27 protein-coding genes are annotated in these 23,667 nt (G+C 72.8%); 12 read left to right on the top strand and 15 right to left on the bottom strand.

Going from position 1 to position 23,667, the window contains the following annotated elements:
• Positions 1-61 precede the first annotated feature (61 nt).
• Together OG286_RS26940 and OG286_RS26935 are read left to right on the top strand one after the other, a co-directional pair.
• The gene (locus tag OG286_RS26940) at positions 62-616 is read left to right on the top strand and encodes a hypothetical protein (protein ID WP_396323250.1); all 555 of its coding nucleotides are present in this window, start codon (positions 62-64) and stop codon (positions 614-616) included.
• Positions 613-1,011 (top strand): hypothetical protein, encoded by a 399-nt coding sequence (locus OG286_RS26935; protein WP_396323249.1) that lies wholly within the window; start codon positions 613-615, stop codon positions 1,009-1,011. Before OG286_RS26940 ends, OG286_RS26935 begins: the two co-directional genes overlap by 4 nt.
• Before the next feature lie 4 nt (positions 1,012-1,015).
• On the opposite strand, the gene OG286_RS26930 is transcribed toward OG286_RS26935, so the two are convergent.
• Complete coding sequence (locus OG286_RS26930; protein ID WP_396323248.1) at positions 1,016-1,912, bottom strand: helix-turn-helix transcriptional regulator; 897 nt, start codon at positions 1,910-1,912, stop codon at positions 1,016-1,018.
• Positions 1,913-2,013: 101 nt separating this feature from the next.
• On the opposite strand from OG286_RS26930, the gene OG286_RS26925 reads away from it, so the two are divergent.
• On the top strand, positions 2,014-3,483 hold the full coding sequence (locus OG286_RS26925) for an MFS transporter (protein ID WP_396323247.1): 1,470 nt from the start codon (positions 2,014-2,016) through the stop codon (positions 3,481-3,483).
• Positions 3,484-3,565: 82 nt separating this feature from the next.
• Here the strand turns inward: OG286_RS26925 and OG286_RS26920 are convergent, their stop codons facing one another.
• The 3 genes from OG286_RS26920 to OG286_RS26910 all read right to left on the bottom strand — a co-directional run bounded on the left by OG286_RS26920 (position 3,566) and on the right by OG286_RS26910 (position 5,115).
• Complete coding sequence (locus OG286_RS26920) at positions 3,566-3,856, bottom strand: hypothetical protein (RefSeq protein WP_405365826.1); 291 nt, start codon at positions 3,854-3,856, stop codon at positions 3,566-3,568.
• Complete coding sequence (locus tag OG286_RS26915) at positions 3,849-4,412, bottom strand: RNA polymerase sigma factor (protein ID WP_405365825.1); 564 nt, start codon at positions 4,410-4,412, stop codon at positions 3,849-3,851. Before OG286_RS26915 ends, OG286_RS26920 begins: the two co-directional genes overlap by 8 nt.
• A 259-nt stretch (positions 4,413-4,671) precedes the next feature.
• Positions 4,672-5,115: a hypothetical protein gene (locus OG286_RS26910; protein ID WP_405359751.1), complete on the bottom strand. Its 444-nt coding sequence runs from the start codon at positions 5,113-5,115 to the stop codon at positions 4,672-4,674.
• An 88-nt stretch (positions 5,116-5,203) separates the two neighbouring features.
• On the opposite strand from OG286_RS26910, the gene OG286_RS26905 reads away from it, so the two are divergent.
• The 3 genes from OG286_RS26905 (at position 5,204) to OG286_RS26895 (ending at position 8,318) form a co-directional block, all read left to right on the top strand.
• A complete protein-coding gene (locus OG286_RS26905) occupies positions 5,204-5,782 on the top strand; it encodes an NADAR family protein (protein WP_405359753.1) in 579 nt (192 codons plus the stop codon).
• Complete coding sequence (locus OG286_RS26900) at positions 5,779-6,918, top strand: hypothetical protein (RefSeq protein WP_405359755.1); 1,140 nt, start codon at positions 5,779-5,781, stop codon at positions 6,916-6,918. The genes OG286_RS26905 and OG286_RS26900 overlap by 4 nt, the downstream gene beginning before the upstream one ends.
• A 68-nt stretch (positions 6,919-6,986) precedes the next feature.
• Positions 6,987-8,318 carry a hypothetical protein gene (locus OG286_RS26895; RefSeq protein WP_405365824.1) on the top strand — a complete coding sequence of 444 codons (1,332 nt, stop codon included), beginning with the start codon at positions 6,987-6,989 and terminating at the stop codon, positions 8,316-8,318.
• Positions 8,319-8,396: 78 nt separating this feature from the next.
• Here OG286_RS26895 and OG286_RS26890 read toward each other — a convergent pair whose 3' ends face one another.
• The gene (locus OG286_RS26890) at positions 8,397-9,779 is read right to left on the bottom strand and encodes a glycine--tRNA ligase (RefSeq protein ID WP_396323240.1); all 1,383 of its coding nucleotides are present in this window, start codon (positions 9,777-9,779) and stop codon (positions 8,397-8,399) included.
• Positions 9,780-9,996: 217 nt separating this feature from the next.
• Between OG286_RS26890 and OG286_RS26885 the strand changes: the two genes are divergently transcribed.
• Genes OG286_RS26885 through OG286_RS26870 form a run of 4 tightly spaced genes read left to right on the top strand, consistent with a single transcriptional unit; the run spans position 9,997 to position 13,097 of the window.
• Positions 9,997-10,950, top strand: a complete 954-nt coding sequence (locus tag OG286_RS26885) for a metal ABC transporter substrate-binding protein (RefSeq protein ID WP_405359759.1) — start codon at positions 9,997-9,999, stop codon at positions 10,948-10,950.
• Positions 10,951-10,966: 16 nt separating this feature from the next.
• Positions 10,967-11,734, top strand: coding sequence for a metal ABC transporter ATP-binding protein (locus OG286_RS26880; RefSeq protein ID WP_396323238.1), 768 nt, complete (start codon positions 10,967-10,969; stop codon positions 11,732-11,734).
• A complete protein-coding gene (locus OG286_RS26875; protein WP_396323237.1) occupies positions 11,731-12,651 on the top strand; it encodes a metal ABC transporter permease in 921 nt (306 codons plus the stop codon). The genes OG286_RS26880 and OG286_RS26875 overlap by 4 nt, the downstream gene beginning before the upstream one ends.
• 35 nt (positions 12,652-12,686) lie before the next feature.
• The gene (locus OG286_RS26870; protein WP_329487566.1) at positions 12,687-13,097 is read left to right on the top strand and encodes a Fur family transcriptional regulator; all 411 of its coding nucleotides are present in this window, start codon (positions 12,687-12,689) and stop codon (positions 13,095-13,097) included.
• Positions 13,098-13,195: 98 nt separating this feature from the next.
• Here OG286_RS26870 and OG286_RS26865 read toward each other — a convergent pair whose 3' ends face one another.
• From OG286_RS26865 to leuA, 4 genes are all read right to left on the bottom strand, one after another.
• Positions 13,196-14,059 carry an isoprenyl transferase gene (locus tag OG286_RS26865; protein ID WP_396323236.1) on the bottom strand — a complete coding sequence of 288 codons (864 nt, stop codon included), beginning with the start codon at positions 14,057-14,059 and terminating at the stop codon, positions 13,196-13,198.
• A gap of 4 nt (positions 14,060-14,063) precedes the next feature.
• Positions 14,064-14,810 (bottom strand): DNA repair protein RecO, encoded by a 747-nt coding sequence (recO, locus tag OG286_RS26860; protein ID WP_396323235.1) that lies wholly within the window; start codon positions 14,808-14,810, stop codon positions 14,064-14,066.
• A 249-nt stretch (positions 14,811-15,059) separates the two neighbouring features.
• Positions 15,060-15,752 (bottom strand): TerB family tellurite resistance protein, encoded by a 693-nt coding sequence (locus tag OG286_RS26855; protein ID WP_396323234.1) that lies wholly within the window; start codon positions 15,750-15,752, stop codon positions 15,060-15,062.
• 261 nt (positions 15,753-16,013) lie between these two features.
• Complete coding sequence (leuA, locus tag OG286_RS26850; RefSeq protein WP_405365823.1) at positions 16,014-17,810, bottom strand: 2-isopropylmalate synthase; 1,797 nt, start codon at positions 17,808-17,810, stop codon at positions 16,014-16,016.
• Between the two features lie 331 nt (positions 17,811-18,141).
• On the opposite strand from leuA, the gene OG286_RS26845 reads away from it, so the two are divergent.
• Positions 18,142-19,161: a M4 family metallopeptidase gene (locus OG286_RS26845; RefSeq protein ID WP_396323232.1), complete on the top strand. Its 1,020-nt coding sequence runs from the start codon at positions 18,142-18,144 to the stop codon at positions 19,159-19,161.
• A 109-nt stretch (positions 19,162-19,270) separates the two neighbouring features.
• Positions 19,271-19,537, top strand: a complete 267-nt coding sequence (locus OG286_RS26840; protein ID WP_396323231.1) for a protealysin inhibitor emfourin — start codon at positions 19,271-19,273, stop codon at positions 19,535-19,537.
• Positions 19,538-19,651: 114 nt separating this feature from the next.
• Here the strand turns inward: OG286_RS26840 and era are convergent, their stop codons facing one another.
• The 6 genes from era to OG286_RS26810 form a co-directional block, all read right to left on the bottom strand.
• Positions 19,652-20,581 carry a GTPase Era gene (era, locus tag OG286_RS26835; protein ID WP_148645217.1) on the bottom strand — a complete coding sequence of 310 codons (930 nt, stop codon included), beginning with the start codon at positions 20,579-20,581 and terminating at the stop codon, positions 19,652-19,654.
• A gap of 61 nt (positions 20,582-20,642) precedes the next feature.
• On the bottom strand, positions 20,643-20,804 hold the full coding sequence (locus OG286_RS26830) for a hypothetical protein (RefSeq protein ID WP_396323230.1): 162 nt from the start codon (positions 20,802-20,804) through the stop codon (positions 20,643-20,645).
• A gap of 235 nt (positions 20,805-21,039) precedes the next feature.
• Positions 21,040-21,393, bottom strand: coding sequence for a cytidine deaminase (locus OG286_RS26825; RefSeq protein WP_396323229.1), 354 nt, complete (start codon positions 21,391-21,393; stop codon positions 21,040-21,042).
• A gap of 45 nt (positions 21,394-21,438) precedes the next feature.
• On the bottom strand, positions 21,439-21,978 hold the full coding sequence (locus OG286_RS26820; protein WP_396323228.1) for a DUF4383 domain-containing protein: 540 nt from the start codon (positions 21,976-21,978) through the stop codon (positions 21,439-21,441).
• 77 nt (positions 21,979-22,055) lie between these two features.
• A complete protein-coding gene (locus tag OG286_RS26815) occupies positions 22,056-22,292 on the bottom strand; it encodes a hypothetical protein (RefSeq protein ID WP_396323227.1) in 237 nt (78 codons plus the stop codon).
• 44 nt (positions 22,293-22,336) lie between these two features.
• Positions 22,337-23,662, bottom strand: a complete 1,326-nt coding sequence (locus tag OG286_RS26810) for a hemolysin family protein (protein ID WP_396323226.1) — start codon at positions 23,660-23,662, stop codon at positions 22,337-22,339.
• Positions 23,663-23,667: the final 5 nt, after the last annotated feature.

The raw sequence follows: 23,667 nt of genomic DNA, 5'->3' as shown, positions 1-23,667 counted from the left end.
CCCCCGATTCGGGGCGGCACACTACCGACGCCGGGGGGTGGTGCGCGGAAGTCTTGACGGCATGACGAGCACTGCATCGCACTCCGCCACGCCGCCCCACGGGCGGCCCGCCCCGGGCACCGGCGCGGCCGACGCCGAAGGTCCGCTGCCGGTCGGTCCGTCCGACCCGGCCGGGCCCGCCGGGCCGCGCGGGCCGTGGGCGGTGCGCAGCGTCCGGGCGACGCGGGGGCGCGCGGCACTGGAGGTGTACGAGCACGGCGAGCTGCTGGACGTCCTGGTCGCGGCCCGGCTCACCCCGCAGCTGCTGCGCGGCGCCCGGCGCTGCGCCGTCCCCGGTGCGCGGGGGCGGTACGGGCTGGCCTGGGGGCGGCTGCCGCAGGGCGGTGCGGCGCCCGCCGTGCGATTCACCGGCGGGTGGCTGCGGCGGGCCGGCGGCCGGGCCGTCGAGGTGCCCGAAGTCATCACGGTGGCCGGGGAGTTCTGGATCGCCTGGGCGCGGGGGCGGTTCGGCGGGGTGCTGGTGGAGCATGCGGGCGGCCGCGAGCGGCAGCCGCTGGCGCGAGTCCGCGGCCGTCGGCGGGGTGCGCCGGTCGGCACGGCCGGGGGTCAGCGATGAGCACCGCCGTTCTGGGGGCGCTGCCGTGCTCCCCCACTCGCCATGGCGCCCCGGCGCTGCCCGCGTGGACCGAGCGGGTGCCCGCCTTCGCGGCCCTCGCGCTGCTTCCCTGGCTGGCGGTGCTTGCCGTCGGCCACGAGACCTCGTGGGTCGTCCTCGACCTGCTCGAACTCGCCGCCCTGATCTCGCTCGACGCGCTGCTGCGACGCCGCAGCCGGGCCGCGATCCGGCCCGCCTGCGCGGTGGCGCTGCTGCTCGCCGGCGACGCCCTCGCCGACGTCGGCACCGCCGGCACTGGCCTGCCGCTGCTCGCCGCCGTGGTGATGGCCGGCTGCGTCGAACTGCCGCTGGCCGCCCTCTGCCTGGCGCTCGGCCGCCGGGCAGCGCGCGCCTGACCGGCTACCGCCCGCCCGGCAGCCCTCGCGCCATCAGCTCCATCCGCTCACGGGTCTCCTCGTCCCTGGGCGTGTAAGCGACCAGGCGGGTGCTGGGACGCGGCCCGAGCCAGAGGCTCGTGTAGTCGCAGTGCAGCAGCCCGATGCCGGGGACGAGGAACCGCTTGAGCCCGTTGCCCGGCTTCATCACGTCGTGCCGCTGCCAGGCCGCCTCGAAGTCCGGAGAGGCCTTGCGCAGCCGGGCGAGCAGCGCCTTCCACGCCGGTTCGGCCGTGTGGTCGGCCATCCCCGAACGGAACCTGGCCACCATCCCCTCGCGCCCGTCCTCGTGGTCGATCAGCACCTCCCGGAAGCGCGACGGCGTGAACGCCATCCACATCAGGTTCCGGTCCTCGAAGGGCAGTTCGTCGAGGTTCCCGACGATGTGGGTGTACGACGGGTTGTACGCCAGCACGTCGTACCGAGCGTTGATCACCGCGGCCGGCATCGGCGACATCTGCTCCAGGAGCAACCGGATCGCCGGGGTCACCGTCAGGCACTCCACCACCGGTGACGGATCGTCCGCCGCCGCCAGTGCGAACAGGTGGGCCCGCTCGGCCGGGTCGAGCCGGAGGGCGCGGGCGACCGCGTCCAGCACCTGGGCGGAGACCTGGATGTCCCGGCCCTGCTCGAGCCACGTGTACCAGGTCACCCCGACCGCGGCGAGCTGCGCCACCTCCTCCCGGCGCAGCCCCGGCGTCCGGCGGCGTCCGGTCATCGGCAGGCCCACCTGCTCGGGCGCGATCCGCTCGCGGCGGCTGCGCAGGAAGGCGGCCAGCTCGTGCCGCCGGGCCCCGTCGGGGGAAAGGCCTCCGCGGCCGGTCGCGCGGGACGCTGTGGCGGGCGTGGTGGTGAGGCTCATGCACCCAGCATGCGGCACCCGGAAGCCTGTTGCCAGGTACTTCTTATACCTGGATAACCACACTCTGGTACCAGGTTGTCGGGTGGCGGATCGTATGACCCGTGACCCCACAACTCGCCGTCGCCAAGACCACCGTCGCCGCAACCGCCCGGCCCGCCGCCACCACCCCCGGCGTCGCGGTCCAGGGCACCGCCTCGCTCGGCACCGCCGGGCTGGTCACCGTCCTGCTCGGGGCGTTCCTGCCGATGCTCGACTTCTTCATCGTCAACGTCGCCCTGCCCACCATCGACCACGACCTGGCCGCCGGCCCCGCCGTCCTGGAGCTGGTCGCCGCCGGATACGGCATCGCCTTCGCCGTCCTGCTCGTCCTCGGCGGCCGGCTCGGCGACATCTTCGGCCGCCGCCGGCTGTTCGTCGTCGGCGCCGCCGCCTTCGCCCTGACCTCGCTCGCCTGCGGGCTCGCCCCCGGCGCCTGGACCCTGGTCGCCGCCCGCGCCGCCCAGGGCGCCTCGGCCGCCCTGCTCATCCCCCAGGTGCTCGGCACCATCACCGCCGCCACCCACGGCGCCCGGCGCGGCCAGGCGCTCTCCGTCTACGGGGCGGTCGGCGGCATCTCGGTGGTCATCGGGCAGGTGCTCGGCGGGATGCTGGTCGCCGCGGACCTGTTCGGCACCGGCTGGCGCTCCGTCTTCCTGCTGAACGTCCCGTTCGCCCTGCTCGCCCTCGTCCTCGCCGTCCGGTACGTCCCCGAGAGCCGCGCCGAGCGGGCCGCCCGCGTGGACGTCCCCGGCACGCTGCTGCTCACCGCCACGCTGCTCGCCCTGCTCGTCCCGCTGATGGAGGGCCGCGCCGCCGGCTGGCCGCTCTGGTCCTGGCTGCTGCTCGCGCTCTTCCCGGTGTTCGCGGTCGCGTTCGGTGTCGTCGAGCTGCGCGCCGAACGCCGCGGCGACACCCCGCTGGTGCCGCCCACCCTGCTGCGGATCCCCGAGATGCGGCGCGGCCTCGGCATCGCCCTGCCCTACTTCGGCGGCTTCGGCGGCTTCATGTTCGTGATCGCCGTCGCCCTCCAGCAGGGCCTCCACCTCGGCCCGGTCGCGGCCGGCTGGGCACTCGTCCCGATGGCCGTCGGCTACTTCGCCGCCTCGCTCTCCGGCCCCCGCCTGATCGGCCGCTTCGGCAGCCGCGTCCTCACCGCCGGCGCCGTCGTCCAGGCGATCGGCCTCGCCACCCTGGCCCTCACCGTCCTCGCCGACTGGGCCCACTTCTCCCCGCTCCGGATGGCACCCGGCGTCGCCCTCGCCGGCATCGGCCAGGGCCTGATCGGCACCCCGCTGTTCCGCGTCGTCCTCTCCAAGGTCCCCGCCGACCGGGCGGGCGTGGGCAGCGGCGTCCTCGCCACCGGCCAGCAGTCCAGCCTCGCCCTCGGCGTCGCCACCCTGGGCACCCTCTACCTGGCCCTCGCCCCGACGCTGGGCATGGACCGTGCCCTGGCCCTCTGCCTCGGCATCCAGCTCCTGGGCTCCTTCACCGTCCTCTACCTGACCACCCGTCTCCCCCGCTCCATCGGCTGACGGCCGCGGACGGCCCGGGTCACACCGGCACGAACGGCGTCGCACCCGCCCGCATCCTTGTGCGGACGGGCGCGACGCCGTTTCAGCCGGGCCCGCCGACGGAGAGCCGGCACCGGCCGTCCGGCGTGCAGGAGCGCTTCAGACGGCCCCGCGAGACGGTCTGCGCCAGCCCGACCGCCCAGCACATCGGGCACCCGCGCAGGGCGAGCACGCCGACCGGCAGGAGCAGCAGGGAGACCGGCAGGAGCAGCAGGGAGACCGGCCCCGCCACCGGAACGAGCGCGAACGAGCCGGCCAGTGCGCCGAATCCCACCGCGCCACGCGCCAGGTGCCGGGGCAGGGAGGTACTGGAGAAGTCGGGACGGTCAGTCATCTCTGCCTCCGAAAGCCGGATCGGTCCTGTCCCGCAGCGTCTGCCGGACGGTCGCGCGGGCGCGGTGCAGCCGCGACTTCATCGCGGCGCTGCTCAGGCCCAGCGCATCGGCGACCATCCGCCCGCCGAGGCCCTGCACGTCCCGCATCACCAGGACGCGGCGCTGGTCCGCCGGGAGGGCCGCGATCGCCGCCGCCACCCGCCCGGCCTCCAGACGCTGCAGCGCCTCGTCCTCGGCCGACGGCCCGGCGTCGTCTCCCGCCGGCGGGTGCTCGCACAGCAGCGTGCGCGCGCGGCGCAGGCACTCGTTGCGCACGATGCGGAACATCCACGACGCCAGGGCACCGGAGGCGCGCAGCATCCCGATCTTGCGGTACAGGATGATCAGTGCCTCCTGCGCCGCGTCCTCGGCGTCCTCCGGCGACGCGCACAACGAGCGGGCGAACCGCTGCACATGCGGGTGCGCGCCCGACACCAGTGCGGCGATCGAGTCGACGTCACCGCGCTGCGCGGCGACGACCAACCGCTCGCCCGGCCAGGCGGTGGACTCAGCCACGGCCCCGCCCCCGCCTGCGCAGCACGACCACACTGCACGTGCACAGGAGCACCACGGTGACGGCGACAGCGATACCGACGATCACGACAACCTCCAGATCCGCCCCGACGTTCGTCGGAGACATGTATAGGAGGCACGGGCATCGCCAAAGGATTCACCCCCGGGCCGGTCGGCCGTCGGACGGCCTGAGCCGGAGCCTGGACCGGCCTGAGCCGGAGCCGCCGGAGCCGGGGGGCCACGGCGGGAGGGGCGTACCGGTTCAGGTGGTCGGTACCCGTTCCGCGTCGATCCGGGCGGCGCTGAGGTACTCACCGTCTCCGCGGAGGCGGACGGTCGGGGGAAGGCCGTCGCCGAGGGCGTCGAGGACCTCCCTGCGCGGGTGGCCGAAGAGGTCGATGCCGTGGAGGACCACCGGACAGGCCGACGGGCCGGCCCCGGTGGCCGGGTCGCGGGTGAGGCCGATGCCACCCAGGCCGGGGGTGTCCCGGTACCGGCCGTAGCGGTCCACGACGTCGCCGAGGGCGTCGAGCTCCAGCCCCTGGTAGCGCGCGGTGAAGGACCAGCCGGCGCCGCAGACCCACCCCGCGCGCACGTCAGCGACGGTGGCGACGGCCCACTGGGCGGTGCGCTCGTCCGCACCGAGGCGGAGCGTGCCCGCGCGGCCCGGGAGCCGGAGGCCCACGCCGGGGAGAAGCTCGAACATGTGGCGATGATCCCGATCGCACGCTCCGCACCGCAAGCGCGCATCAAAGCGTTGGCGCCCTCACGACCCTTTGTGTCAGTATGACGATATGAGCGACACGTACACGGGGGACCCTCTCGACGCCCGCAACCGGGCTGAGCTGGTGGCATCGATCGCCTCCGGCGCGCAGCCGAAGTGGCTGATGTTCTGGGGGCACCGGCCGCAGCGGGACGGGTCGGTCGGGCCGGGGTCGCTCAGCCAGTGGTGGCCGTCCGCGTTCACCGTCGACGGGATGACGTACACCAGCGCCGAGCACTGGATGATGGCCGGGAAGGCCCGGATGTTCGGGGACGACGCGATCGTGCCACGCATCCTGGCCGCGCGCACGCCCGCCGAGGCGAAGAAGCTCGGCCGGCTGGTCAAGGGCTTCGACGAACCCACCTGGACAGCAGGGCGGTTCGAGCTCGTCGTCCGGGGCAACGTCGCCAAGTTCGGGCAGGACGAGGCCCTGGGCGCCTACCTCCTCGGCACGCAGCAGCGCGTCCTCGTCGAGGCCAGCCCGGTGGACCGGCTCTGGGGCATCGGGCTCGCCGCCGACGACGACCGCGCGCAGCGGCCGGCCGACTGGCGCGGGGAGAACCTGCTGGGCTTCGCGCTGATGGAAGCCCGTACCAGGCTGGTGAAGTGAGCACCATCGCCCCCGTCCTGGACGGCACGGTGGCGGTGTCGACGGTTGCGGCTCTGGCCGTCGCGCCGCGGGCGTCGAAGCGGGAGCGGCAGCCGGGGCTCGGGGGGTTCGGGCCGGACGCCGTGCTCGCGGTCGTCGTGGCACTGATCCTCCTCAACCAGCTCGCCTTCGCCGTCTACGTCCAGCGGGTGCACGGCGGCGACCCGTCCTTCATCGCGCGGTACCTGCCGCCCGGCTGGTTCGCCGTGCCCCGCGGCAATCCGGTCGTCGACGGCCTCGCCGCGCACACTCCCGCTCCGGCGGTGCTCGCGCCGTCCGTCCTCCGCGTCCAGGCGTTCCTCGAACTGCCGCTCGTGCTCCTGACGTTCGCCGCCGTGCTGCGCCGGCTGGACGGATCGCTGTACCGGAGGGTGTTCCTCTCACCGCTGGTCCCGCTCGCCGCCTCGTCGTACACCGTCGCCTTCTGCGCCGTCGAGTGGGACCTGCGCAACCCGTACACGACCGACGACCTCCTCGTCCGCGCGGTCTCGGCTCTCGTCACCCCGGTCCTGCTGGCCAGGCTGGCCGCACGGGAGAAGGAACCCGAAGGACGGCACGTCACCGCACCCCGCCTCCTCCTCTTCGCCCTCGAACTCTGGGCGTACGGCGCCCTGATGCTCACCCTCTACGACACCGCGCTGCTCTACAACCTCGCCCGCCTCGGCGACCGCCTCCCCACGGCCCTCGCCGCGCTCGCCGTCCTCACGGTCACGCGCCTCGCGGCCACCCGCCTCGCACCACGGCCGGCCCACCCCGCCGGCCCTCGCACGACGGCGCTCGCGGGCGCCCTGCGCGCCGGGCTCGTGCTCTTTCTCGCCCCCGCACTCGCCGTCCGGTACGCCGGGAGCTTCGGCACGCCCCAACTCGCCGCCGCAGCCGGTGCCGTGGTGCTCATCACCGCCACCGCCCGCTTCGCGATCCGGCTGGCACTGCCTGCCGTGGCGGGTATCGCCGCAGGCTGGGCGGCCGTGCACTGGTCCGTGTCCGCGTACTACGAGGCGGCCCTGCTCCAGGCGGCGACCGCCGCACTGCTCGCCACCGTCGCCGTCTGTGTGCTCCTGGACACCATTCGCAAACCATTGGATGCACTTTCGTAACGCAGTTGCCGTATACCGACGCCAGGATGACTCGCAGTCAGGGTCTAGATGGACAGGTTGCGGCGATCATGCGAATACGGAACACAGAACAACCCACAGCTCAGCGGGCCGGCGAGAGCGAGCAGGACGCTCTGGAACTCAGCGCGGAGCTGGACGAGTTACTGCGGGCGAAGCAGTACGCCAATCAACGCGAACGCCGGCTCATGGAGTCCGTCCGCTCCCTGCCGGAGCGGCAGCGCCCGGACGCGGAGCTGTTACGGCAGCTGGCCCAGGCACGGACGCTGCGCGAGGGCCTCGGCGCGCGCTGCCTCGAACTGAGCGATCAGCTCACCGCGTTGGAGGACCGGCTGCGCCAGCCGGCTCCGCGGCAGAGCGGCCCGATCCCCCGTCAGCCCACCGGAGCCCGGTTCGCGGACGGCGCGTACGAGGAGGCGCCCGCCCCCGCAGTGCCACAACCTGCTCCCCCGGCGCCCCCCGCCACCGGGGCCCGCTTCGGCAACCCCAGGCCCCTGGCCAGGGCCCAACCCCGGCCCACCTCCCAGCCCCGGCTCCGGCCTGCGGACACCGCGGCCGCACCCCCAGCGCCCCCACCACCTCTGCCGGCGCCTCAGGCACCTCAGGCGCCCCGGGCCTCTCAGGCCCCCGAGGCCCGCCGCCGCTCCCCCGCCGAACTCGCCGCCCTCGCCGAGCGGGTCACCACCCTGCACCGCCAGGGCGCCACCCACGAGAGCACCGCACTGCTGAACGAGGCGGCCGCCCTCCTCCTGCCGCCCGACACCGCCCACCTGGCGGGCCTGCTCGCCAGGGGCGGCCCGCCCGGCGCCTCCGTCCGGCTGGCCCGCGAGGCGGCGCAGAGCACCCCCGCACAGGCCGCCGGCACCCTCGCCGAGCTGCGGCAGGCGGGCCTGGCCGCGGAGGCCGCCGAGCTGTTCCACGCCCTCTGGAACTACCCGGCCGCCGCCCTGCCCGCGCTGCTGGCGGCACTGGAGCGGGCCGGACAGCACGCGGACGCCGCCACCCTGCTCTGGGAATGGGGTTCCGCGCCGGCCGCCGAGCTGGCCTCGCTCGCCACCGCGCTGGAGCGGGGCGGCCGTTCCGGCGACGCCCGGACGCTGCTGCGCCAGGCCGCGGGCCGGCCCACCGCCGACCTCACCGCGCTGGCCACCACCCTCCCCGCACCACTGCCCGCCGTCCTGCTGCACGAGCTGGCCGCGCTGCGCCCGCCGGCCGAGCTGGTCCGGCTCGCCGCCGCCCTGGAGGCGCACCGGGAGCTGTACGCCGCGCTGCTTTCCGTCCTGATCGAGGAGGAGGGACGTCACCGCACCACCCTCGCCGCCCTCCGTACGGCCGGCCTGCCGACCACGACCGCCCCGGCGCGCTCCCGCTGGGGACGCCGGTAGGCGGCAGCCGGCCGGCAGTGGACAGCAGGGAGCCCCCGCCCGCCCGAAGGCGGACGGGGGCTCCCCGTCGGACCGGCGTCAGCAGCCGATCAGCCGCGCGGCCAGGTACGACTTCACCTGGTCCAGCGAGACCCGCTCCTGCGACATGGTGTCGCGGTCGCGCACGGTCACCGCGTTGTCCTCGAGGGTGTCGAAGTCGACGGTGACGCAGAACGGCGTGCCGATCTCGTCCTGACGGCGGTAGCGCTTGCCGATCGCGCCGGCATCGTCGAACTCGACGTTCCACGCGGTGCGCAGGTCGGCGGCGAGGCCGCGGGCCTTCGGCGAGAGGTCGGCGTTGCGCGAGAGCGGCAGCACGGCGACCTTGACCGGGGCCAGGCGCGGGTCGAGCCGCATGCCGACGCGCTTCTCCATGACGCCCTTGGCGTTGGGCGCCTCGTCCTCGAAGTAGGCGTCGATCAGGAAGGCCAGCATGGCGCGGTTGAGGCCCGCCGCCGGCTCGATGACGTACGGGAAGTACCGCTCGCCGGACTCCTGGTCGAAGTACTTGAGGTCCTGGCCGGAGGCCTCGCTGTGCACCGTGAGGTCGTAGTCGGTGCGGTTGGCGACGCCTTCGAGCTCGGAGAACTCCTGACCGCCGAAGTTGAAGCGGTACTCGATGTCCACCGTGCGCTTGGCGTAGTGGGACAGCTTCTCCTTCGGGTGCTCGAAGAAGCGCATGTTCTCGGTCCGCAGGCCGAGGTCGACGTACCAGTCCCAGCGCTGCTGGAGCCAGTAGTCGTGCCACTGCTCGTCCTCGCCCGGCTTGACGAAGAACTCCATCTCCATCTGCTCGAACTCGCGGGTGCGGAAGATGAAGTTGCCGGGGGTGATCTCGTTGCGGAAGCTCTTGCCGGTCTGGGCGATGCCGAACGGCGGCTTCTTGCGCGAGGTCGTCTGGACGGCCTTGAAGTTGGTGAAGATGCCCTGCGCCGTCTCCGGGCGCAGGTAGGCCAGGCCACCGGCCTCCTCGGTGACGCCGAGGTGGGTCTTCAGCATGCCCGAGAACTCACGGGGCTCGGTGAAGGAGCCCTTGGTGCCGCAGTCGGGGCAGTTGATGTCCTTGAGGCCGTTCGGCGGCGGGAAGCCGTGCTTGGCCTCGTACTTCTCCTCCAGGTGGTCGGCCCGGTGGCGCTTGTGGCAGGAGAGGCACTCGGTCAGCGGGTCGTTGAAGGTGGCGACGTGGCCGGAGGCCTCCCAGACCTCGCGGGCCAGGATCACCGACGAGTCGAGGCCGACGACGTCCTCGCGGGCCTGGACCATCGCACGCCACCACTGGCGCTTGATGTTCTCCTTCAGCTCGACACCCAGCGGTCCGTAGTCCCAGGCGGCACGAGTGCCGCCGTAGATCTCGCTGCAGGGGTAGACGAAGCCACGGCGCTTGCTCAGGCTGACGATCGTGTCGATCTTGTCGGCGGCCACAGTGCTCTCTTCAGTACGACGGCACGGTCAGGGCACGGCTGGTTGCGCGTACCCGAATACCTCAGGTTACCGGCCATACGGGTACGAGGTTCAAATCGGTATTGCCCGCCCTCCCCCGCTCATCGGAATCCCGCGTCCTCTCCCACTCATCGCCACCCCCTGTTCACCCGTCCGAGTGATTTGACAATCATTTCCATCTAACCTGAGAATGGTTGTCATGATGATCCGACGACCCGCACGCGCCGCCATAGCCCTGACCGCGACCGTCCTCTCAGGCACCCTGCTCCTGACCGCCTGCGGCGGGGACAGCAGCGCCAAGGGCACCGGCGGCAAGCTGGACGTCGTCGCCTCCTTCTACCCGATGGAGTACCTCGCCTCGCAGATCGGCGGGGAGCACGTCAAGGTCACCGACCTCACCGCGGCCGGCGTCGAGCCGCACGACCTGGAGCTCACCGCCAAGCAGGTCGGGAGCCTCCGGAAGGCCGGCGCCGTCGTCTACCTCAAGGGCCTCCAGCCCACCGTGGACAAGGCCGTCGCCGGCTCCGGCGCCAAGCACGTGATCGACGCCACCGCCGCCAGCCCGCTGGCCGACCACCACCTCGACGAGGGCCACTCCGAGGGCGACGGACACGACCACGCCGAGGCCGCCGGCGACCCGCACATCTGGCTCGACCCGACCCGGTACGCGGCGGTCGCCAAGAGCGTCGGCGCCGGGTTCGCCGAGGCCGACCCGGCGCACGCGGCCGACTACCAGAAGAACACCGACGAGCTGGTCGGCCGGCTCACCGCCCTGGACCAGGAGTTCCGGGACGGCCTGAAGGACGCCGGCAGCAGGACGTTCGTCACCAGCCACGCCGCCTTCGGCTACCTCGCCGAGCACTACGGCCTCACCCAGGTCGCCATCAACGGCGTCGACCCCGAGTCCGAGCCCACCCCGGCCCGCCTCGCCGAGGTCCAGAAGGCCGCCAAGGACAACGGCGCCACCACGGTCTTCTTCGAGACCCTGGTCAGCCCCAAGCTCGCCGAGACCGTCGCCAAGGACCTCGGCCTCAAGACCGCCGTCCTGGACCCGCTGGAGGGCGTCAAGGACCCCTCCAAGGACGACTACCTGACGGTGATGAACCGGAACCTCGCCAACCTCCGGGCCGCCCTCGGCGCGACCACCAGCTGACGGGACGACAGCAGCCATGACCCACCCGACACCCCCGGCCGTCCGCCTCCGCAACGCCGCCGCCTCGCGCGGCGGCCGGCCGGTGCTGCGCGGCGTCGACCTCACCGTGGAGCCCGGCGAGGTCGTCGCGCTGCTCGGCGCCAACGGCTCCGGCAAGTCCACCACCGTCAAGGCCGTGATCGGCGCCGTCCCGCTGGACCAGGGCGGCCTGGAACTGTTCGGCACGCCGTTCGCCAAGTTCCGCGCCTGGCACCGGATCGGGTACGTCCCGCAGCGCACCACCGCCGCCTCCGGCGTCCCGGCCACCGTCCGCGAGGTGGTCTCCACCGGACGGCTGCCGCAGCACGGGCTGCTGCCGTTCCGTCGCAGGGACCGCGAGGCGGTGGACCGCGCGCTCGCCGCCGTCGGCATGCTGGACCGGGCCGGGGACGGCGTCGCCGACCTCTCCGGCGGCCAGCAGCAGCGGGTACTGATCGCCCGCGCCCTGGTCGGCTCCCCCGACCTGCTGATCATGGACGAGCCGATGGCCGGCGTGGACGCCGCCAGCCAGCAGGTGCTCGCCGACACCCTGCGCTCCGAGGTCGCACGCGGCGCCGCCGTCCTGCTGGTGCTGCACGAACTCGGGCCGCTGGAGCCGCTGATCGACCGCGCGGTGGTGCTCCGCGACGGCTGCGTCGCCCACGACGGCCCGCCCGTCCCCAACACCGGGCTGCACGCACTCCCCGGCCACGACCACGTCCACCCGCACGCGGACCTCCACCACACCCAGGGACTGCTGGCATGACCGAGATGCTCAGTTACGACTTCATGCAGCGGGCGCTGCTCGCCGCCGTGCTGGTCGGCATCACCGCGCCCGCCGTCGGCATCTACCTGGTCCAGCGGCGCCAGGCGCTGATGGGTGACGGCATGGGCCACGTCGCGATGACCGGCGTCGGCCTCGGCTTCATCTTCGACACCAGCCCGGTCTGGATGGCCGTGCTGGTCTGCGTGCTCGGCGCCGTCACCATGGAGCTGGTCCGCTCGCGCGGCAACCAGCGCGGCGACATCGCCCTCGCGATGCTCTTCTACGGCGGCATGGCCTGCGGCAAGCTCCTGGTCTCCAAGTCCGCCCAGGCGGGCGCCGGCTCCCTGGAGTCCTACCTGTGGGGCTCCATCCTGACCGTCGCCCCCGCCGACCTCGCCACCATCGCGGCCCTCGGCGCCGTGGTGATCGCCGTCACCGTCGGCCTGCGCCGCCAGCTCTTCGCGATCTGCCAGGACGAGGACTTCGCCCGGGTCACCGGCCTGCCGGTGCGCCTGCTCAACCTGCTGCTCGCCGTGATGGCCGCGGTCACCGTCACCGTCGCCATGCGGGTCGTCGGCCTGCTGCTGGTCAGCGCGCTGATGGTGGTCCCGGTGGTGGCCGCCCAGCAGCTCACCCGCTCCTTCGCCGCCACCCAGGCCGCCTCGATCGCTCTCGGCGTGGTGGTCGCCCTGGCCGGCGTCACCGGCTCCTACCAGGTGGACGTCCCCTCCGGTCCGGCCATCGTGCTGCTCGCCATCGCCGTGTTCGCGGTCTTCAGCGCGATCGCCGCCCCGCTGGCCCGCCGCCGGCACCGGTCGGCGGCCGACTCCGGACCGCAGGTCTGCGACGTCCAACTGCCCGGACAGGGCCCGACCGACGCGACCACACCGGAGCGGAGAGCGGGGCTGGCACAATGAGGTGCGAGACGCCCACACCCCCAGGAGGACCCACGGTGACCACCGCAGGCCCGTCGCCGCGCGCCCGCTCGACCCGGCAGCGTGCCGCCGTCTCGGCGGCCCTGGACGAGATCGAGGACTTCCGCAGCGCGCAGGAGCTCCACGACATGCTCAAGCACCGGGGTGACTCGGTGGGCCTGACCACGGTCTACCGCACCCTGCAGTCGCTCGCCGACGCGGGCGAGGTGGACGTGCTGCGCACTGCCGACGGCGAGGCGGTCTACCGCCGCTGCAGCAGCGGGCACCACCACCACCTGGTCTGCCGGCACTGCGGCGCCACCGTCGAGGTCGAGGGGCCGGCCGTCGAACGCTGGGCCAACTCGGTCGCCGCCGAGCACGGCTTCAGCGACATCGCGCACACCCTGGAGATCTTCGGCACGTGCGCGGAGTGCGCCAAGAAGGCCTGATCTCCGCACGCCGAAGGGCCCGTGGGACTCCCACGGGCCCTTCGGCGTGCGCCCGGACGCGTCCGCCCCCGGGGGGGCACGCGTGCGCGGGCGTGCGATCAGCGCTGCGCCGGCAGCTCCGGGGCCACCTCGTTCGGGATCGCCCCGCCGAAGCGCCGGTCGCGCATCGCGAACTGCTCGCAGGCCCGCCAGAGGTCCCGGCGGTCGAAGTCCGGCCAGAGCACGTCCTGGAACACGAACTCGGCGTACGCGGACTGCCAGAGCAGGAAGTTGGACGTCCGCTGCTCGCCGCTCGGGCGCAGGAAGAGGTCCACGTCCGGCATGTCCGGGTGGTACAGGTACTTGGCGATGGTCTTCTCGTTGACCTTCTTCGGGTCCAGCTTCCCGGCCGCGACATCGGCCGCGATGGCCGCCGTGGCGTCCGCGATCTCGGCCCGGCCGCCGTAGTTGACGCACATGTAGAGCGTGACGGCGTCGTTCTTCTTGGTCTGCTCCTCGGCGACCTGGAGCTCCTGGACGACGCTCTTCCAGAGCCTGGGCATCCGGCCGGCCCAGCGGATCCGCACGCCCATCGCGTCCATCTCGTCACGGCGGCGGCGGATGACGTCCCGGTTGAAGTTCATCAGGAACTTCACCTCGTCGGGCGAGCGCTTCCAGTTCTCGGTGGAGAACGCGTACAGCGAGATGTTCTTCACGCCGAGCTCGATCGCGCCCTTGAGGACGTCCAGCACCACGGACTCGCCGACCTTGTGGCCCTCGGTGCGCGGCAGCCCGCGCTCCTTGGCCCAGCGGCCGTTGCCGTCCATCACGATCGCGACGTGGCCGGGGACCAGCTCACCGGGGATCTTCGGCGGCTCGGCGCCACTGGGGTGCGGGGTCGGGGGGAGGTACTCGCCTCCGGCCTTCGGCCGGGGGGACCCCCAGCTGCCGTCGCCGCCGCCGAAGAGCCGTCGCGCTGCCATGTGCTCACTTCTCCACGTATCTCATCGAGCGGATGCCCCGCTCCAGGTGCCACTGCAGATAGGCCGCGACCAGGCCGCTGCCCTCCCGCCAGTACCTCGGCTCGCAGGTGTCGGCCGTCTGCCAGTCCCCTGACAGGAGCGCCCCGAGCAGTACCAGTGTCTCAGGGGAGGGTACGGCACATCCGGGCACTCGGCAGTCCCCGCAGAGCACGCCGCCCGCCTGGAGCGAGAAGAACCGGTTCGGGCCCTCCAGCCCGCACTTGGCGCAGTCGGTGAAGCTCGCGCCGTACCCGTTCACCGCGAGCGAGCGGAGCAGGAAGGCGTCCAGCACCAGGTGCGACTCGTGCAGCCCGGCGGCCAGCGTGCGCAGGCCGCCGACCAGCAGCAGGTACTGCTGGACGGCCGGCTCGCCCTCGTTCTCGGCGAACCGTTCCGCCGTCTCCAGCATGGCCGTCCCGGCGGTGTAGCGGCCGTAGTCGGTCACGATGGAGCCGCCGTACGGGGCGATCGTCTCCACCTGGGTGCAGAGCGGCAGGCCGCGGCCGACCAGGTCGCTCCCGCGGCTGAAGAACTGCACGTCGACGTGCGAGAACGGCTCCAGCCGGGCGCCGAACTTCGACTTCGTCTTGCGCACCCCGCGCGCCACCGCACGCACCTTGCCGTGCTGGCGGGTGAGCAGGGTGATGATCCGGTCGGCCTCGCCGAGCTTCTGCGCCCGGAGTACCACGCCGTCGTCCCGGAACAGGCTCATGCGGCGCCCTCGCGGCCTGCGACGGGCGGTCGGGCGTCGAACAGTGTGGACATCCCACCATTGTCGCGCAGGAACGGCGGCAGCCGTGTGGCCCGCACCGGGGCCCGTGGGGGAGGTGCCCGGAGGGTGCGGGTCACGGCGGGCCCGGGAGTGGGGGCACCGCCCGGCCGACGGCCGGGGGCGGGTCGGGCCCGGTTTGTGGGGGTCTGCGGGGCCTGGGGGGGTGGGACGGGAGGTGGAGCCCGGAGCCTAGTGCGAGGCGCGGGTCGCCGCCTCCAGCAGCGCCCCGACCGTGGCCTGCGGAAGGTCCAGACAGCGCCCGACCGCGGCCAGCGCCTCGCGCTCCTGCGGCAGGTAGCGCCCGTCGGCGAGGGCGATCGCCGCGCCCTGGAGCAGCAGCCGCTCCCGCCCCTGGTGGGCGAGGTGCGGGGCGAGCGGTTCGAGCACCGCGTGCAGCTCCACGGCCAGGCCTCCGGCCTCCCCCAGCCTCCGGCCGGGAGGTGCCACCACTTCGTGGGCGTCGTGAAGCTCCCCGCCGAGACCGGAGAGCGCGGCCAGCGCCGCCAGCACCTGCGCCTCGCCGCAGTCCTCGAAGCCGGCCTCCCGGACGGCCGCGCAGGCCGCCTCGCGGGCCGCCCGGTGCGCGGTGCCGCCGGCCGCCAGCAGGGCGAGCGCCACCGTGTACTGGGCGTCGCGCAGCATCGCGCCGAGGCGGACGCAGGTGGGCTGTTCCAGGCTCTCCACCCCGTACCGGCCGTGGCAGGTGGTGCACTGCACGCTGCCGAGGACCGGGCCGAGCGGCAGCACCGGGGTACCGAGCAACCGCAGCCACCGCCGGCCGTGCTGCCGGCGGTAGTTGCGGTCTCCGCCACAGCCCGGGCAGAAGAAGTCACCGAGAACGTCAGTCCGCCACCGCGGGCGGACACCCCACAACCCTGTCACGGCGCCACTCCCCAGACATGGCAGGCGGCCTGCACAACAATGGGCAGGTCACGCGACCGGACACCGAGGCCGTCCCACCGACCCGGCTTTCCGGTGCGTCGATGTTGCCATGGTTACCGGCACGTGTCAGTACCTCGAACGGCTCGGGACCCGAGAAAATGTGGCGCAGGCCACAGTGCGTGCGCCCTCCCCCGCCCGGGGCCGCCGGAAAGGCGGCCGGGCCGCCCCGGAGGACGGCCCGGCAGCTACCACTCGTACGAACTACCCGCGCTGCACGCGGTTGACGGCGCTGATCATCGCCTTCAGCGAGGCCAGCACGGTGTTGCCGTCGATGCCGACGCCCCACAGCACCTTGCCGTCGACGGCGCACTCGACGTACGCGGCCGCCTGGGCGTCGCCGCCCTCGCTCAGCGCGTGCTCGGCGTAGTCCAGGACCCGGACGTCCACGCCGATCCGGGCCAGCGCGTCGGCGAAGGCGGAGACGGGGCCGTTGCCGGCACCGGCCAGGGTGACGGGCACGCCGTCGACCACGGCCTCGGCGGTCAGCGCGTCCCGGCCGTCCTCGGTGGTCAGGCTGCGCGAACCGGCCAGCGAGATGCGGCCCCACGGGTTGTCGGTGGTCGGCAGGTACTCGTCCTGGAAGACCGCCCAGATCGCGGCCGGGGTGACCTCGCCGCCCTCGGCGTCGGTCTTGGCCTGGATGATCCGGGAGAACTCGATCTGCATCCGGCGCGGCAGGTCCAGCTTGTGGTCGTTCTTCAGGACGTACGCGACGCCGCCCTTGCCGGACTGGCTGTTGACCCGGATGACCGCCTCGTACGTCCGGCCGACGTCCTTCGGGTCGATCGGCAGGTACGGCACGCCCCAGGTGTGCTCCTCCACCGGCACGCCGGCCGCCTTGGCGTCGGCCTCCAGGGCGTCGAAGCCCTTCTTGATCGCGTCCTGGTGCGAGCCGGAGAAGGACGTGTACACCAGGTCACCGGCGTACGGGTGGCGCGGGTGCACCTCCATCTGGTTGCAGTACTCGGCGGTGCGGCGGACCTCGTCGATGTCGGAGAAGTCGATCTGCGGGTCGATGCCCTGCGAGAACAGGTTCATGCCCAGGGTGACCAGGTCGACGTTGCCGGTCCGCTCGCCCTGGCCGAACAGGCAGCCCTCGATCCGGTCGGCGCCGGCCATGTAGGCCAGCTCGGCGGAGGCGACGGCGGTGCCGCGGTCGTTGTGCGGGTGCACCGACAGGCAGACGTACTCGCGGCGCGACAGGTTGCGGGACATCCACTCGAACTGGTCCGCCTGGACGTTCGGGGTGGCCCGCTCGATGGTGGCCGGCAGGTTCAGGATGATCTCGCGCCCCTCGCCCGGCTCCCAGACGTCCATCACCGCCTCGCAGACCTCCAGCGCGAAGTCCAGCTCGGTGTCGACGAAGATCTCCGGCGAGTACTGGTAGCCGAAGACGGTGTCGTCGCCCAGCAGCTTCTCCGCGTACTCCATCACCAGCCGGGTGCCCTCGGTGGCGATCGCCCGGGTGGCCGCCCGGTCGTTGCGGAACACCACCCGGCGGAACAGCGGCGCCGTCGCGTTGTACAGGTGGACGGTGGCGCGCGGGGCGCCGACCAGCGACTCGACGGTCTTCTCGATCAACTCCTCGCGGGCCTGCGTCAGCACCGAGATGGTGACGTCCTCCGGGATCGCCCCCTCCTCGATCAGCGAGCGTACGAAGGCGTGGTCGGTCGCACCGGAGGAGGGGAAGCCGACCTCGATCTCCTTGTAGCCCATCTTCACCAGCAGGTCGAACATCTTGCGCTTGCGGGCCGGGGACATCGGGTCGATCAGCGCCTGGTTGCCGTCCCGCAGGTCGGTGGAGAGCCAGCGCGGTGCCTTGGTGATCACCTGCGACGGCCAGGTGCGGTCCGGCAGGTCGACGGTGCCGAACGGCAGGTAGCGCCCGTGCCGCATGCCCGCGGGCTGCTGGCGCACGGTCGCGGCGGTGATCGGGGTCGGACGGTCGACGAACGCGCGACCGGCGGGGATGGACGCGGCGGAGCTCTGCTCGGTCATGGAGGTGACTCTCGGCTTCCTGTGATGCGGGGCGTGTCGGGGGGAGGTGGACACCCGACTGACCGGCCTGCTGCCGCTCGCGACCCCTCGTTGGGCCGCAGGATTGCTACGCGCACAGCACAGTCCCCGCGGCGAGGGAGCCGGCCCTGGTGGACTACAGGCCCTCGACGCGGCAGCTAAGAAGAAGCAGCCCATTGCGCATGATGTCGTCCAGCGTAACCGAGGACCGCGCGCCCCCGAAGTGAGCCGGGCGGACATTCCACCCCTTGAGACGGAGCGACTTCCGTCCGCGCCGGTGACAACACGTCACGCATGCCTCACTCTTGGCCACATGACCGCTGAACCGGCGCTCTGCGCGATCGTTCCGCCCTATGTCCTGGACCGCCTCGCCGAGGACGGTCACGAGCCCGCCGCCCGCTCCCTCGCCCTGGACGCCGTGCACCGCACGGCCCGCCTCACCGCCGTCCCCGCCCCACCCGCCACCGGCCGCCTGGACCGGGTGATCGGGGACGCCGGCCACACCGAACGACTGCCCGGCCGCACCGTCCGCAGCGAGGGCCAGAGCCCCGTCCAGGACGAGTCCGTCAACCACGCCTACGACGGCCTCGGCGCCACCTTCGAGCTCTTCGCCGACGCGTACGGGCGCCGCTCGATCGACGACCAGGGCCTGCGCCTGGACGCCACCGTGCACTACGGCCTGCACTACGACAACGCCTTCTGGGACGGCCGGCGGATGGTCTTCGGGGACGGCGACGGCGAGGTGTTCGGCGACTTCACCGCCTGCATCGACGTCATCGGCCACGAACTCACCCACGGCGTCACGCAGTTCACCGCGGGTCTGGAGTACAACGGACAGTCCGGCGCGCTCAACGAGTCCGTCTCCGACGTCTTCGGCTCGCTGGTCAAGCAGTACGCGCTCCACCAGGACGCCGCCGACGCGGACTGGCTGATCGGCGCCGGGCTGCTCGCCCCCGGCGTGCAGGGCGTGGCGCTGCGCTCGATGAAGGCGCCCGGCACCGCGTACGACGACCCCCGGCTCGGCAAGGACCCGCAGCCGGCCCACCTGCGCGACTACGTGCGAACCGCCCAGGACAACGGCGGCGTGCACATCAACTCCGGCATCCCCAACCACGCGTTCTACCTGTTGGCCACCGCGCTCGGCGGGCCGGCCTGGGAGCGGGCCGGGCGGATCTGGTACGACACGCTGACCGGCCGGCGGCTGCCGTCCGACGCCGGCTTCACCGCATTCGCCCGGGCCACCGTGGCGGCCGCCAAGGCCCGCTACCCCGAGCCCTCGGTGGCCGACACGGTGACGGCGGCCTGGGCGAAGGTCGGCATCAGCACCGCCTGAGCCCGTTGAGCCGACGTTGAGCCGGGCTTGAGCCGGGCTTGAGACCGCAAAGGTCAAGGTCCGGAAAAAGCCCGGCAAACAACCATCCCTGCGTAGCACCATGGACACCATGCGTATCCAGGTGACCCGGACCGGCGGCCTTGCGGGGCGCGCCCTCCACGCGGAGCTCGACACCACCGAGCGGACAGACGCCCCGCACGTGCACGCGCTCGCCCGCGAAGCCGTCGCGGGCGGGCTGCGGTCGCCCTCGTACGGGGTGCCGGACGGATTCCACTACGAGATCACGGTCGACGGCCGGACGGTGCACTGCGCCGACCCCAAGCTCACCGACTCGCAACGCGAGCTGGTCTCGCTGGTGCTGCGCGAGGGTGCGTAGGCCCTCGGGCCGGGGTGCAGGGGGCCGGGCCCGGGCGCGACGGAAGGTCCCGACCGGACGGCGAAGGCCCGCCCGTAGACGTCCGGGCGGGCCCTGCGCCGTGGTCCGGGCAGGTCAGAAGCCCAGCTTGCGCAGCTGCTTCGGGTCCCGCTGCCAGTCCTTGGCCACCTTGACGTGCAGGTCCAGGTAGACCGGCGTGCCGAGCAGCGCCTCGATGTGCTTGCGGGCGGTGGTCCCGACGTGCTTGAGCCGGGAGCCCTTGGCGCCGATCACGATCGCCTTCTGGCTCTGCCGCTCGATGTAGACGTTGGCGTGGATGTCCAGCAGCGGACGGTCCGCCGGGCGGCCCTCGCGCGGGATCATCTCCTCGACCACCACGGCCAGCGAGTGCGGCAGCTCGTCCCGGACGCCCTCCAGCGCCGCCTCCCGGATCAGCTCGGCGACCATGATCTGCTCGGGCTCGTCGGTGAGGTCACCGTCCGGGTAGAGCGGCATTCCCTCCGGAAGCAGCTTGGTGATCAGCTCGGCGACCAGGTCCACCTGCTTGTCGCCGACGGCCGAGACCGGGATGATCTCGGCCCACTCGATGCCCAGCTCGACGCCCAGCTGATGGATGGCGATCAGCTGCTCGGCCAGCCGCTTGGAGTCGACCAGATCGGTCTTGGTGACGATGGCCACCTTGGGGGTCTTCTTGATCTCGGCGAGTTCCTTGGCGATGAACTTGTCGCCGGGGCCGAGCTTCTGGTCGGCGGGCAGGCAGAAGCCGATCACGTCGACCTCGGCCCAGGTGGAGCGGACCAGGTCGTTGAGACGCTCGCCGAGCAGGGTGCGCGGCTTGTGCAGACCGGGGGTGTCGACCAGGACGAGCTGGGCGTCCGGGCGGTGGACGATGCCGCGCACGGTGTGCCGGGTGGTCTGCGGACGGTCGGAGGTGATCGCGACCTTCGTCCCCACCAGGGCGTTGGTCAGGGTCGACTTGCCCGCGTTGGGCCGGCCGACGAAGCACGCGAAGCCGGAGCGGTACGAGGAGGAAGGGGCACTCATGCGCTCCATTCTCCCTGATCACCGGGAGCGCGACGGACGCGGCCGCCCGAACGGCGTCCGATCAGCCCTTGTCGCCGCCGCCGAGCGAGGCCAATCCCATGATCAGCACCAGCAGCAGGAAGGTCACCGAACCCCAGAGCCAGAACGGCGAGCCGGTCTCCTGCCACTTGCCCATGCCCATCACGCCCAGCAGCAGCCCCGCGAAGAACGCGTACGGCCCCATCTCCCCAGCCCCCTCACCGCAACCCACTCCCGGTGAGATTATCTGCCGAACGCAGACGGCATCGAAGGCGCATCGAAGCCGGCACCGAGGGCGGAATCGAGGGCTGTGTCCCAGGCGGCATCACGCACGGCATCGCCGGCGGCATCGCGGACGGCGGAGCGCCCGGGGTTTCCGCCCCGGGCGCTCCGAACGCCGTACCGCCCGGCGGGCCGGGCCGCTCGGCACGCCGTACCGCTCAGCGGGCCTCGGCCGCCACCTTCAGGGCCCCGTCCGGCCCGGCCAGCAGCACCGGCGTCCCGGCCCCGCCGAGGTCCCGCACCGCGGCCAGGTCGGCCTCGGCCGGCTCGCCGGCCTCGCTCACCACGGCCGCCGCCTCCAGCGACCTCGCACCGCTGGCCACCGCCATCGCCACCGCCGTCTGCAGCGCGCTGAGCCGCAGCGACTCCAGCGCGACCGTCCCGGCCACGTAGGTGCGCCCGGTCTCGTCACGCACCGCGGCCCCCTCCGGGACGCCGTTGCGGGCGCGGGCGGAGCGGGCCAGGGTGATGATCTTCTTGTCTTCGGGGTCGAGCTCGACGATGTCACTCATGCCGCCGAGCATAGGCCCGGGGCCAGGCCACGGAGCGGGCCGGGCTCAGTGGCCGATCGGGTTCGGCGGCCCGGGCCGCATCACCTTGACGAAGGTCTTGGGACCGGACGGCAGCGGCTCCTCGTCCGCCGACCGCTGTCGCCAGTACGGGTTGTCGTGCGGCAGGTGGCTGCTGACCCGGCCGTACATGCCGAAGGTCGTCACCACCACGCCGAAGATGAACGCGAAGATCACGTTGGACATCCGGAAGTTGAGGATGTTCGCTTCCGGCCGGCCGAGCACCGCGAGGCCGTAGAAGCCGGAGAGCACGAAGAGCCCGCCGACCACCATGTTCAGGTTGGAGGCGAAGTTCCCGCCGATGACGGCCCCGCCGACCAGGATGGCGCCCACCACGATGGAGAGGATGCTCAGCGCCCCGTTGGTCGAGAGCCCGGCGATGTGGTCGCCGTGGGTGGACAGGAAACCCGGGTGGTCCAGCAGTCCGAGGATCCCGAACACGATCAGGAAGACCCCGCCGAGCCCCGCTCCGATCCGCCAGACCATGAGGAGTTTGTGGTCGACGGGCAGTTCGTCTTGCAGCTTCATGGTGACCTCCACCATGGGACGTCAGACGGCCTCCACCCACGCGGCTCCGCCCACGGAGCGGCGCACGGCCGGGCCGGTCAGCTGTAGGGATGGCTCCCCTGCATGTGGGGCACCTCGTGCATGTACAGCGAACCGCACTGCTGGCAGCAGCGCAGCCCGGTGCCCCACTCCTCCTCCGCCCGGGTCTCGGCGTCGGTGTCCATGGTGCGGCCGCAGAGGGCCGTCGCGGGTTCGGCGGCCCGGACGACGTGCCAGGACTTCGCCCCGGCCGACCGACCCTGCGGGCCGTACTCCGCACGCAGTAGATGACTCATGTACCCATGGTCGTTCGGCCGGAGCCCGGACGCTACTCGCCGGCCTATTCGCCGGTCTCCGCGTCCGCCAGGGACGCCCGGCGGACCGGGAGGGCCACCATCGAGCCGATCCGGTTGCGGCGCCCGGCCGAGCTCTCCGCGGTGAGGCGGATCGCGGTCAGATCGGTGGCGGCGTCCTCCGGCAGCGGGATCTCGCAGGCCGAGCCCGGGATCGGCACCCGGCCGAGGTGCTTGGCGAGCAGACCGCCGACGGTCTCGACGTCCTCGTCCTCCAGCTCGATGCCGAACAGCTCGCCGAGGTCCTCGACCAGCAGCCGGGCGGTGATCCGGTACGAGCCGTCGCCGAGGTCCTCGACCGGCGCGATCTCCCGGTCGTACTCGTCGGTGATCTCCCCGACGATCTCCTCCAGGACGTCCTCGATGGTGACCAGCCCGGCGGTGCCGCCGTACTCGTCGATCACGATCGCGACGTGCGAGCGGCGCTGCTGCATCTCGCGCAGCAGGTCGCCGGCCGGCTTGGAGTCCGGGACGAAGACGGCCGGCCGCATCACGTTCCCGACCTCCTCGGACTCCGCCTCCCGGTTGATGTGGGTGCGGCGGACGAGGTCCTTGAGGTAGATGATGCCGACCACGTCGTCCTCGTTGTCGCCCACCACCGGGATGCGCGAGAAACCGGAACGCAGCGCCAGGGTGAGCGCCTGACGGACGGTCTTGTGCCGCTCGATCATCACCAGGTCGGTGCGCGGCACCATCACCTCGCGGACGATGGTGTCGCCCAGCTCGAAGACGGAGTGCACCATCCGGCGCTCCTCGTCCTCGATCACGTCGTTCTTCTCGGCGAGGTCGACCAGGGCGCGCAGCTCCGCCTCGGAGGCGAACGGCCCCTCGCGGTAGCCCTTGCCGGGGGTCAGCGCGTTGCCGAGCAGGATCAGCAGCCGCGGGATCGGGCCGAGCACGCCGGCCAGCGGCAGCAGCACGAAGGAGGCCGCGGTGGCGGTGGTCAGCGGGTGCTGGCGGCCGATCGTGCGCGGCGAGACGCCGACCGCCACGAAGGAGACCAGCACCATCACGCCGAACGCCAGCAGCACGGCCTGCCAGGTGGTCTCCAGGTTCCGCACGCAGACCACGGTGACCAGGACGGCCGCCGCCATCTCGCTGGCCACCCGGATCAGGGTCGCCAGGTTGAGGTAGCGGATCGGGTCGGAGGCCAGCGTCAGCAGCCGGGCCGAGCCGCGCCGCCCGGCCCGGACCGCCTCCTCCGCACGGAACCGGGAGACCCGGGAGATGCCCGCCTCGGCGCACGCGGCCAGCCAGCCGAGGACGACCAGCAGCACGGCACCCAGGATGAAGCTCGTACTCTCACCACTCACAGGGG

The organism is Kitasatospora sp. NBC_00039 (assembly GCF_045160625.1).
Classification (GTDB): Bacteria; Actinomycetota; Actinomycetes; order Streptomycetales; family Streptomycetaceae; genus Kitasatospora.
The sequence above is the reverse complement of the archived record's forward strand: the minus strand, read 5'-3'. Positions and strand labels throughout refer to the sequence as shown.

Excerpts from the sequence above, each read along its gene's own strand:
- leuA (WP_405365823.1), bottom strand. The coding sequence starts at position 17,810 with ATGACCGAGCAGAGCTCCGCCGCGTCCATCCCCGCCGGTCGCGCGTTC.
- OG286_RS26920 (WP_405365826.1), bottom strand. The coding sequence starts at position 3,856 with ATGACTGACCGTCCCGACTTCTCCAGTACCTCCCTGCCCCGGCACCTG.
- OG286_RS26840 (WP_396323231.1), top strand. The coding sequence starts at position 19,271 with ATGCGTATCCAGGTGACCCGGACCGGCGGCCTTGCGGGGCGCGCCCTC.
- OG286_RS26830 (WP_396323230.1), bottom strand. The coding sequence starts at position 20,804 with ATGGGGCCGTACGCGTTCTTCGCGGGGCTGCTGCTGGGCGTGATGGGC.
- OG286_RS26880 (WP_396323238.1), top strand. The coding sequence starts at position 10,967 with ATGACCCACCCGACACCCCCGGCCGTCCGCCTCCGCAACGCCGCCGCC.
- OG286_RS26935 (WP_396323249.1), top strand. The coding sequence starts at position 613 with ATGAGCACCGCCGTTCTGGGGGCGCTGCCGTGCTCCCCCACTCGCCAT.
- OG286_RS26815 (WP_396323227.1), bottom strand. The coding sequence starts at position 22,292 with ATGAGTCATCTACTGCGTGCGGAGTACGGCCCGCAGGGTCGGTCGGCC.
- OG286_RS26865 (WP_396323236.1), bottom strand. The coding sequence starts at position 14,059 with ATGGCAGCGCGACGGCTCTTCGGCGGCGGCGACGGCAGCTGGGGGTCC.
- OG286_RS26895 (WP_405365824.1), top strand. The coding sequence starts at position 6,987 with ATGCGAATACGGAACACAGAACAACCCACAGCTCAGCGGGCCGGCGAG.
- OG286_RS26930 (WP_396323248.1), bottom strand. The coding sequence starts at position 1,912 with ATGAGCCTCACCACCACGCCCGCCACAGCGTCCCGCGCGACCGGCCGC.
- recO (WP_396323235.1), bottom strand. The coding sequence starts at position 14,810 with ATGAGCCTGTTCCGGGACGACGGCGTGGTACTCCGGGCGCAGAAGCTC.
- era (WP_148645217.1), bottom strand. The coding sequence starts at position 20,581 with ATGAGTGCCCCTTCCTCCTCGTACCGCTCCGGCTTCGCGTGCTTCGTC.
- OG286_RS26825 (WP_396323229.1), bottom strand. The coding sequence starts at position 21,393 with ATGAGTGACATCGTCGAGCTCGACCCCGAAGACAAGAAGATCATCACC.
- OG286_RS26910 (WP_405359751.1), bottom strand. The coding sequence starts at position 5,115 with ATGTTCGAGCTTCTCCCCGGCGTGGGCCTCCGGCTCCCGGGCCGCGCG.
- OG286_RS26875 (WP_396323237.1), top strand. The coding sequence starts at position 11,731 with ATGACCGAGATGCTCAGTTACGACTTCATGCAGCGGGCGCTGCTCGCC.
- OG286_RS26885 (WP_405359759.1), top strand. The coding sequence starts at position 9,997 with ATGATGATCCGACGACCCGCACGCGCCGCCATAGCCCTGACCGCGACC.
- OG286_RS26940 (WP_396323250.1), top strand. The coding sequence starts at position 62 with ATGACGAGCACTGCATCGCACTCCGCCACGCCGCCCCACGGGCGGCCC.
- OG286_RS26845 (WP_396323232.1), top strand. The coding sequence starts at position 18,142 with ATGACCGCTGAACCGGCGCTCTGCGCGATCGTTCCGCCCTATGTCCTG.
- OG286_RS26905 (WP_405359753.1), top strand. The coding sequence starts at position 5,204 with ATGAGCGACACGTACACGGGGGACCCTCTCGACGCCCGCAACCGGGCT.
- OG286_RS26820 (WP_396323228.1), bottom strand. The coding sequence starts at position 21,978 with ATGAAGCTGCAAGACGAACTGCCCGTCGACCACAAACTCCTCATGGTC.